The organism is Actinoplanes sp. NPDC004185 (assembly GCF_053603475.1).
Window position 1 is genome coordinate 39,564 of the sequence record NZ_JBSGFR010000060.1, and the last position, 9,322, is coordinate 48,885.

General features: G+C 75.0%; 6 protein-coding genes. 1 reads left to right on the forward strand and 5 read right to left on the reverse strand.

Features of this window, described 5'->3' with window-relative positions; all coding sequences use genetic code 11:
• Nucleotides 1–20 precede the first annotated feature (20 nt).
• From ACWEOZ_RS38980 to ACWEOZ_RS38995, 4 genes are all read right to left on the reverse strand, one after another.
• Entirely contained in the window at nucleotides 21–665 is a 645-nt protein-coding gene (locus tag ACWEOZ_RS38980; RefSeq protein WP_451915699.1) for a response regulator, read from the reverse strand.
• On the reverse strand, nucleotides 656–2,359 hold the full coding sequence (locus ACWEOZ_RS38985; protein WP_451915700.1) for a sensor histidine kinase: 1,704 nt from the start codon (nucleotides 2,357–2,359) through the stop codon (nucleotides 656–658). Before ACWEOZ_RS38985 ends, ACWEOZ_RS38980 begins: the two co-directional genes overlap by 10 nt.
• An 84-nt stretch (nucleotides 2,360–2,443) precedes the next feature.
• Nucleotides 2,444–3,280, reverse strand: a complete 837-nt coding sequence (locus tag ACWEOZ_RS38990) for a CPBP family glutamic-type intramembrane protease (RefSeq protein ID WP_451915701.1) — start codon at nucleotides 3,278–3,280, stop codon at nucleotides 2,444–2,446.
• An 84-nt stretch (nucleotides 3,281–3,364) separates the two neighbouring features.
• Complete coding sequence (locus tag ACWEOZ_RS38995) at nucleotides 3,365–4,417, reverse strand: class I SAM-dependent methyltransferase (protein WP_451915702.1); 1,053 nt, start codon at nucleotides 4,415–4,417, stop codon at nucleotides 3,365–3,367.
• Nucleotides 4,418–4,489: 72 nt separating this feature from the next.
• Here ACWEOZ_RS38995 and ACWEOZ_RS39000 point away from each other — a divergent pair, with 72 nt between their 5' ends.
• Nucleotides 4,490–6,595, forward strand: a complete 2,106-nt coding sequence (locus tag ACWEOZ_RS39000; RefSeq protein WP_451915703.1) for an alpha/beta fold hydrolase — start codon at nucleotides 4,490–4,492, stop codon at nucleotides 6,593–6,595.
• On the opposite strand, the gene ACWEOZ_RS39005 is transcribed toward ACWEOZ_RS39000, so the two are convergent.
• The coding region (locus tag ACWEOZ_RS39005; RefSeq protein WP_451915704.1) for an ATP-binding protein at nucleotides 6,592–9,322 on the reverse strand (2,731 nt) is incomplete at its 5' end. The two genes, ACWEOZ_RS39000 and ACWEOZ_RS39005, sit on opposite strands and share 4 nt — an antisense overlap.

Consider the following 9,322-nt stretch of genomic DNA (forward strand, 5'->3'; position numbering starts at 1 on the left):
GGGACCGGCCGAGCCAGGGGTCAGCTGCGCAGGAAGAGCAGCACGGCCAGGACCCGGCGGCTCTCGCTGCCGGTGGCGGGCAGGCCCAGCTTGCCGAAGATGCTGGACACGTACTTCTCCACCGCGCGCAGGGTGATCACCAGGCGGTCGGCGATCCCCTGGTTGGACGTGCCGGCCGCCATCAGCTCCAGGACCTCCCGCTCGCGGGGCGTCAGCCGGGCCAGCGGATCGTCGCGGCGCCGGCGCGACAGCAGCGTCGACACGATCGTCGGGTCGACCGCCGAGCCGCCCGCCGCCACCCGGCGGACCGCGCCGATGAAGTCACCGACGTCGCTGATCCTGTCCTTGAGCAGGTATCCCACCCCGTCGGCCGAGTCGGCCAGCAGCCGCATCGCCAGGCCGATCTCGACGTACTGCGACAGCACCAGCACCGCCAGACCCGGGTGGGCCGCGCGGAGCTCGATCGCCGCCCGCAGACCCTCGTCGGTGTGCGTCGGCGGCAGCCGGATGTCCACGATCACCACGTCCGGGACCTCGGCCCGTACCCGCGCGCGGAGCTCGTCGGCGTCACCGCACCGGGCCAGCACCTCGAAGCCCGCGTCGGCCAGCAACCGGGCGATGCCCTCGCGGAGCAGGACGCTGTCCTCGGCGATCGCTACCCGCACGGCAGGTCCGCCCGTACCCGGGTGCCGCCGCCGCTGGGGGTCCACACCCGCAGCATCCCGTCGAGGGCCTCCACCCGGTCGGCGAGGCCGCGCAGGCCGGTGCCGCGTTCGGTGTCGGCCCCGCCCACCCCGTCGTCGACGACCTCCACCACCAGCCCGTCGCCGGTCCGGGACACCTCGACCGTCGCCGCGGTCGCGTGCGCGTGCTTGCCGATGTTGGCCAGGCTCTCGCACACGACGTAGTACGCGGCCACCTCGATCGCCGCGCCGACGCGGCCGGGCAGGTCGACGCTCAGCCGCACCGGCACCGGGGCCCGGGCCGCCAGCGACTCCACCGCCACGGCCAGGCCGTGGTCGCTGACCACCGCCGGGTGCAGGCCGCGGGCCAGGTCGCGCAGCTCGGCCAGGGACACCGCGATCTCCGTACGGGCCTCGGTCAGCAGCGCCGCGGCCTCGGGGTCGGCGCCGAGCCGGGTCTGCAGCACCCCCAGGCTCAGCGACAGCGCGACCAGCCGCTGCTGGGCGCCGTCGTGCAGGTCGCGTTCCAGCCGCTGCCGTTCCCGCTGCTCGGCTGCGACGACCCGGGCCCGGGAACCGCGCAGCTCCTCCAGGTTGGCCCGCAGCTGGGCCTGCAACCGGCCGGTGCGCAGGGCGATCGCCGCGGCGGCCGTGACCGCCGCCAGCAGTGCCGGCTCGTCGCGCAGGGCCGGGTCGTGGACCAGCGCGGCCAGGGGCGCGCCGTCGTCGTCGATGGGGGTGATCCGGGCCGGGTCCGCGGGCGGGGTGACCCGGTGTCCTTGCTGGTCGGCCCACGTGCCGAAGCGTGGCAGCCAGTAGAGCAGGTCGAGGGACGGGTCGCGCAGCGCCAGCGCGATCGGGGTGCGCAGGTCCGCCGGGTCACCGCGCAACGCGACGACCAGGTCGCCGACCGCGCTGCGGGCCAGCCGGGCCTGCAGCAGGCCGGCCAGGAACGCGATGGGCGCGACGCCCAGCAGGGCCAGGCTGATCCGCTGCACCACCGGGAACGCCGGCCCGCCGAGGACCCCGACCACGAGCAGCACGGCGATCATCACCAGTCCGACGGCGAACGAGTCGACCAGCAGCGACAACGAGCGTCGCAACGGCCGGCCCCGGGTCCGGCGCCGGACCACCAGCAGCACGACACCGGCCAGAGCCACGGCGCTGACCACGGCCAGCTCGGCGTTGTAGACGGCCCCGGCCAGGCCCGGCCGGTCCAGCACGGTCATCCGGTGCGGCTGCAGGCCACCGAGCAGCATCGCGGCGAGCTGACCGCCGAGCGCCGCGACCCAGCCGGTGACCACGATCAGCCGCTCCGGGCGGCCCCGCAGCCGGCCGCCGGGATAGGTCAGGAACACATGCACGAACAGCACCAGCGGCAGCACGTCCACCGCCTGGCCGACGGTGTGCGCGACACCGTCGCCCCCGGTCCAGCTCAGCGCACCGACCAGGGCGCCGGCTCCGGCCAGGACCATCAGCGGGCCCAGGCGGCTCGCCGGCCGCAGGCGCCAGGCGATCAGGCCGCTGATCCCGTAGGCCAGGATCAGCCAGCCGATGATCGCGATGTGCGCCGGGTGGACGCCGCCGGACACACCCAGCCCGACGATCCCGGCCAGCGCCGCCACCAGGGCGGCGCCGATCGTCAGCAGCAGCACGGCGGAGGGACGTCTCGGCATGACGGTTCCTGTCCCGGACAGTCGTTCCTGGACGGCGGACGGCTCGCGCTCAGGGTACGCCGTCCACCGCCCGGAATCGGGTGCTCATCGCGCGGGCTGGTCCACCCGGCCGGGAACGCGCCAGGCGGCCCGGTCCAGCACGATCAGCAGACCGGCCACGACGGTCCACGCGGCGAACTCGATCAGCTGTTGCCGGGCCAGGTCCGTACCGGTGTAGCCGAGGTCGCCCATGGTCACGAAGCCCTGGGCGTTGTGGAACAGCAGCACGAGCAGCACGCTGCCGCCGGTCCGGTTGAACAGCCACACGTAGACGATCGTGATGACGAAGGTGGTCACGATGCCGATCCAGCCGGTGTCACCGACGAGCGGCAGGTGCCAGAGCGCCACGAGCACGCCCAGGATGACGGCCGACATGAGCGGCGAGCGGCGGGCCTGCAACCGGGGCACGGCGAAGCCCCGCCACGCCGGCTCCTCGGCCATCGGCCCGTCCATCGGGTTGACCAGCCTGATCAGGAACGTGAGCGCGAAACTGCTCCAGGCCAGGCTGCTCCACTGTGGTGCCGGCCCGCTGTTGACCAGCACCGCCGCGAACCGGACGACCAGCGGCAGGCCGAGCGCGAACGCGTAGAAGTACCACGGCACCCGCCAGCGGATCATCCGCCGGCCCAGGTCCCGGAACCCCGGCCGGCCCTCGGCGACCGCGATGACGATGAGGGCGGCCAGCAGCGCGCCGATGGCGTTGAACGCCTGCCGCGGCCAGATGTCGAGGCGGTACAGCGGCCACGACCACCAGGCGAGCACGAACGCCAGCACGAAGAAGGTGGTGAGCCGGTGGCCGCGGACCCACGCCGCGACCCCCGGCCGTTGCCCGGTGGTGACGGGCCGGAGCTCCGGCCCGTCCTGGATGACTCGGGATCTCATGGCGTCGACGCTGCCAGCGGACGCGCCCGCCGGTAAGCCGGGCGACTGGCGGACCGGGGGGCCGGTTTTCTGGTGTGTCCCCGGTCAGCGGCGAGCCTCGTACACGTTGTTGAAGGGGGTTTCACTGGCCCGGCGGAAGCGGGTGAAGCCCGCGTCGGTCACCAGTTGCCGCACGGCCGCCTCGCCCGCCTGCGCACCCAGCGCATAGCCGCCGGGCTGCGACATCGCGTTCGGCACGCACAGGAGAGTGGAGAACCCGTAGTAGACCCGCCCGACCGGGTTCATGTTGTCCGCGACGGTGTCCCCGGCGGCCGGTTCGACGATCATCCAGGTGCCTTCCGGGGCCAGCACGTCGCGGATGTGGCGGGCCGCGCCCAGCGGGTCGCCCATGTCGTGCAGGCAGTCGAAGGTGGTGACCAGGTCGTAGTGGTCGCCGCTGAACTGCTGGGCGCCGGCCGCCTCGAAGCTGACCCGGTCGGCGACGCCGGCGTCGGCCGCGCGCTTGTGGGCCAGGTCGATCGATCCCTGGTGGTAGTCGGAGGCGTGCACGGTCGACCGCGGGTACGCCGTGGCCATCAGCACCGACGACGCACCCAGCCCGCAGCCCACGTCGGCGATCCGGGCGCCGGAGCGCAGTCTGGCCTCGACGCCGTCCAGCGCCGGGATCCAGCTCGGTACCAGGTTGGCGATGTAGCCGGGGCGGAAGAACTGCTCGCAGCCGACGAACACGTCCGCGTCCTGCTCGTTCCAGCCCAGGCCGGCGCCGCTGCGGAAGGCCTCGGTGATCCGCGGCTCGGCGCGCAGGGCACCGAGGGCGAGCAGGAACGCGCCGGGTGCGTACAGCGGGCCGTCCGGGTCGGCCAGCGCGAAGGCCTGCTCCTCGCTGAGGACGTACCGGTCGTCGCCGTCGCGGTCGACGTAGCCGCCCGCCGCCTGGCCGCGCAGCCATTCGGTGACGTACCGCGGGTCGGTCTCGGTTCGCTCGGCCAGCTCCGCGGGCGTGAGCGGACCGCCGGTCAGCGCCTTGTAGAGGCCGAGGCGGTGCCCGATGACCACGTTGCCCGCCGCGACGGTCGCGCCCAGGTCGCCGACGAAACGGCCGATGAACTCGTTCAGCTTGTTCTCGTTGATAGCCATGCCGCCACGGTGCCGCCGGGCGTTGCGCCGCCGTTGCAACCGGGCTGCAATGGCGGGGGAGAGGGTGGCGCGATGAGGGCACGGGAACCCGACGCCGAGGGCTGGGTCGACCACGACGGCGTCAAGGTGGGCTACGCGGTGTACGGCGGCGGCGACCGCACGGTCCTGCTCGCGCCGAGCTGGCTGGTCGTCGACTCGCGGATCTGGAAGTTGCAGGTGGCGTACCTGTCCCGCTACTTCCGGGTGCTCACGGTGGATCCGCGGGGCAACGGGCGCTCCGACCGGCCGTCCGACCCGGCGGCCTACACCGACCGGGCGTACGCGGAGGATCTCGTCGCCGTGCTCGACGCGACCGGCGTGGACCGCGCGACGGTGGTCGGACTCAGCCGGGGCGCCTGGCGGGCCGCGCTGGCCGTGTCCGAGCATCCGGAGCGGTTCACCGGCCTGGTGGCGATCGCGCCGCGGGTGGCCGGTCTCGCCCCGCCGCTGCCGGAACGCGCGGCGGCGTTCGACTTCGAGGCCGATCGCGAGCACTACGACGGCTGGCAGAAGTACAACCGGCACTCGTGGCGCCGCGACTACCGCGGCTTCGTCGAGTGGTTCTTCGCCACGCTGCTGCCCGAACCGCACTCCACCAAGCAGATCGAGGACTGCGTCTCGTGGGCGCTGGAGACCGGGCCGGAGGCGCTGATCGCCGGCGAGGACGCGCCCGAATCGGTGTCCGGCCGGCCCGCGGTCGAGGAGGTCCTGCGCGGCCTGCGCTGTCCGGTACTGGTCATCCACGGGGAGGACGACCGGTGCGTACCCGTCGGCGTGGGGGAGCGCTTCGCGGAGCTGTCCGGCGGGCGCCTGGTCCGGATGGCCGGGGTGGGACATCTGCCGCCGGCGCGGCATCCGGTGCCGGTCAACCGCTGGCTGCGCGACTTCGTGACCGGCGCGGGCCCGGCGCCGCGGCGGTGGACCCGCGCCCTGGACCGCCCGCGCCGGGTCCTCTACCTGTCCTCGCCGATCGGTCTCGGGCACGCCCGTCGCGATCTGGCCGTCGTGGCCGAGCTGCGCCGGCTGCGGCCCGGCGTCCGGGTCGACTGGCTGGCCCAGCATCCGGTGACCGCGCTGCTGAGCGCCCGCGGCGAACACGTCCATCCGGCCTCGCGGTGGCTGGCCTCCGAGTCGCGGCACATGGAGGCCGAGGCGCACGGCCACGACCTGCCCGCCTTCGCGGCGATCCGGCGGATGGACGAGATCCTGGCGGCCAACTTCATGGTGTTCGCCGACCTGGCCGAGGAACGGCGGTACGACCTGTGGGTCGCCGACGAGGCCTGGGACGTCGACCACTTCCTGCACGAGAATCCCGAGCTGAAGACCGCGGCGTACGCCTGGCTGACCGATTTTGTCGGCTGGCTGCCGACCGTGGCCGGCGGGGCGGCCGAGGCCGCCCTGACCGCCGACCACAACGCGGAGATGATCGAGCACATCGAGCGCTTTCCCCGGGTACGCGACCGCGCGCTGTTCGTCGGCGACCCCGGGGACATCGTCGCGGGCGTGTTCGGCCCCGGCCTGCCCGCCATCGCCGGCTGGACCGAGCGGCACTACGACTTCACCGGCTACGTCACCGGGTTCCCACCGGCGGACATCGCCGACCGGCCGGCGCTACGGGCCGAGCTCGGCTGGGGGCCGCACGACCGGGTCTGTGTCGTCGCCGTGGGTGGCACTGCTGTCGGCGTGCACCTGGTGCGACGGGTGCTGGCGGCGTACCCGTCGGCGGCGCGGCAGGTCCCCGGCCTGCGCATGGTCGTGGTGACGGGTCCCCGGCTGGACCCGGCCGAGCTGGCCGCCCCGCCCGGCGTCGAGGTGCACGGCTACCTGCCCGACCTGCACCGCCACCTCGCCGCCGCCGACCTCGCGGTGGTGCAGGGCGGACTGAGCACCACCATGGAGCTGACCGCCGCGGGCCGCCCGTTCCTCTACGTGCCGCTGGAGAACCACTTCGAGCAGCAGTACCACGTTCCGCACCGGCTCGCCCGCTACGGTGCGGGACGCCGGATCGCCTTCGCCGACACCGGCCCCGAGCAGCTCGCCGGGGCCATCGCCGAGGAGATCGGCCGGACCGTGCACTACCGGCCGGTCGCCACCGACGGCGCCGTCCGTGCCGCGCGGCGGCTCGCCGACCTGTTCTAAACCAGCAGGTGAGTCAGCCCGTAGCGGTGGGCCAGCTCCTCGCCCCGGGCCAGCTGCGGCGCGGACTCCGCCCCGGCGGCGGCCGCCGCCTCGGCGTCGAGCAGCAGCGTGGAGACCTGCACGGACCGCCACGGCACGCGGTCGGCGGCGGCGAGCAGCGGAGCGATCACGGTACGGGCCCGAGCCGCCTCGCCCCGGGCCAGCCAGCCGCGTCCCACCGACAGGTACGCGTCCGCCCCGAACAGCCACGCGGTGCCCGGGGGCGTCCCGATGGCGGCGACCAGCGCGTCCGCCTCGTCCAGCAGGCTGAGTGAACCGGTCGCCGCGGCCAGCGGACCCAGGCACCGCACCAGATAGGCCTCACCGCCCTCGCCGCGCCCGCGCTCACAGCCCTCCTCCAGCAGCGCCACCGCTTCCGCCTTCGCGCCCGTGGCGAGCAGCGTGCCGGCCAGCTGCGCACAGGCGGCGACTCGCCACCACGGGTGGTCGGTGTCGCTGGTCAGTGCGTACGCCTGGCGCCCGTACCCGATCGCCCGCCGGTGGTCGCCGCGCAGCTGGTGCACCCAGCCCAGGTTGCCGGTGAACCAGCCGGCGTACGCGCCGTACCCGCTGCGCCGGTTGACCTCCCGCGCCGCCTCGATGCGGTCCACGGCCTCGCCCCACCGGCCCGCGGCGATCGCCGGGAAGGCGCCCTCGAACAGGGTCCACTGCAGGCGCCACAGGTCGTTCTGCTTGTGCAGCAACGGTTCCAGCTCGTCCAGCACCGGCACCAGCCGGCCGATCTCGCCCAGGTAGGCCCAGCTGGTCTTCAGCCCGTCCAGGGCCACGGCCAGGGCCCGCTCGTCGTGGCCGGGGCGGGTGGTCCGCACGGCCCGCTCGGCGTAGGCCAGCGCCTCGGCCAGCCGGAGCCGGTTGCTGGAGACCACTGCGAGCCGGCTCAGCAGGTCGGCCTCCATCGTGCGGTCGGCCAGCGACTCGGCGATGGCCAGACCGTCGCGCAGGTGCCGCACGCACCGCACGATCGACTGCCCGAGCGCGATCGGCACGTCGCCGCCCAGCTGGCGCAGCCCGATCATCTCCAGCCGCCGGTCGCCCACGCGCCGGGCGGTCCGCACCGCCGCGTGGAAGTCGGCCATCGCCGCCGGGTACGCCGCCAGCACCTCCCGGACCCGGCCCCGCGCCTGATAGGCCCGCCCGCTCACCTCCAGCGCGCCGGCCCGCTCGGCCGCGTCCAGGGCACTGCTCAGCAGCGCCTCGGCGTCCGCGGCGGCGAACCGGTGACCGGCCTGCTCGCCGGCCACCAGGTACGCCCGGGCGGCCCGGTCCCAGTCCCCGGCGGCGTGCGCGTGCGCGGCGACCTGCTCGGGATGGTCGCTGAGCAGCTCGCCGGCCCGCCGGTGGTACGCGACCCGGGCCGGCGCGGGCGTCGTCGTGTAGAGCACCTCGCGGATCAGGTCGTTGGCGAACTCGTACGCCCGGCCGGCGACCACCAGCAGCCGTGCGGCGAGCGCCTGTTCGCAGCGCCGTACGGCTTCGGCGGCCGGCACCGCGAGCAGGTCGGCCAGCAGATCGGGCTCCATCGTGGCGTCCAGGATCGCCGCCGCGCGCAGCAACTCCTCGACCGCCGTACCGGTGCGCGCCACCCGGGCCAGCACGGCCGCCTGCAGTGATTCCGGGATCCCGGCGTCGCCCGCCGCCAGGGCGCGCAGCGTCTCGACGACGAACAGCGCGTGACCGCCGGTGCGGTGCAGGATCCGCGGGGCGAGCTGGGCCTGGCCGGCGCTGGTGGCCAGGCTGGTCACCGCGTCCGGCGGGAGCGGGCCCAGCTCCAGCGGGGTGGCGACCTCGGCCAGGGCGCGCAGGGCCGCGGCGCCCTCCTCGGCCCGGACCGTGGCCAGGATGAGCAGCCGTCCGCGGGCGTGCCGGGCGAGGTAGTGCAGCAGCTCCACGGTGGCCAGCCCGGCGTTGTGCAGGTCGTCGAGCAGCAGCAGGGCCGGCTGCCGGGTGGCGATCCCGCTCAGGTACCGGGTGACGGCCTGGTAGGCGCGGGCCCGGGCGAGATCGGGGGCGAGCACCGGCCCCGGTGCGTCGCCGAGCAACGCGCCGATCTCCGGCACCAGCTCGGCCAGGGCGGGGGAGGCCAGCGACCGCACCAGCGCGGCGGACGAGCGGGCGGCGTGCGCGCCCAGCGCGTCGGCGAAGGGCTGCAGGAACAGCGAGCTCTCCGCGGCGTAGCAGCGCACCGACAGCACGGTCCCGCCGGTGCGCCCGGCCAGCTCGACGATCTCACCGGCGAGGGTGGTCTTGCCGATCCCGGCCTCACCGCTGATCAGCATCAGCGCGGGCCGGCCGGCCGCCGCCTCCCGCCAGGCCCCGGCCAGCCGGCTGGTCTCCTCCGCGCGGCCGGTCAGCGTCGACTCCGCTGCGGCGGCTCCGGCGGTGCGGCCGGCGGCCGGTTGTTCCTCCCGCAGCACGCTCAGGTGGACCGCGCGGGTCTCGGCCGCCGGATCGGTGCCGAAGTCCTCGGCCAGCGCCCGGCGCAGCCGTTCATAGGCCGACAGAGCCCGGGCCGGCTGGGCCAGCGCGGCCTCCGCCCGCATCAGCAGCCGGTACGCGGCCTCGTCGTAGCGGTCCGCCGTGATCGCCGCCGTGGCCAGCTCGCGGGCCGTCGCCGCCTCGCTGGTGGCCAGCGACGCCTCCGCGGCCAGCTCCCGGGCCCGGCGCAGC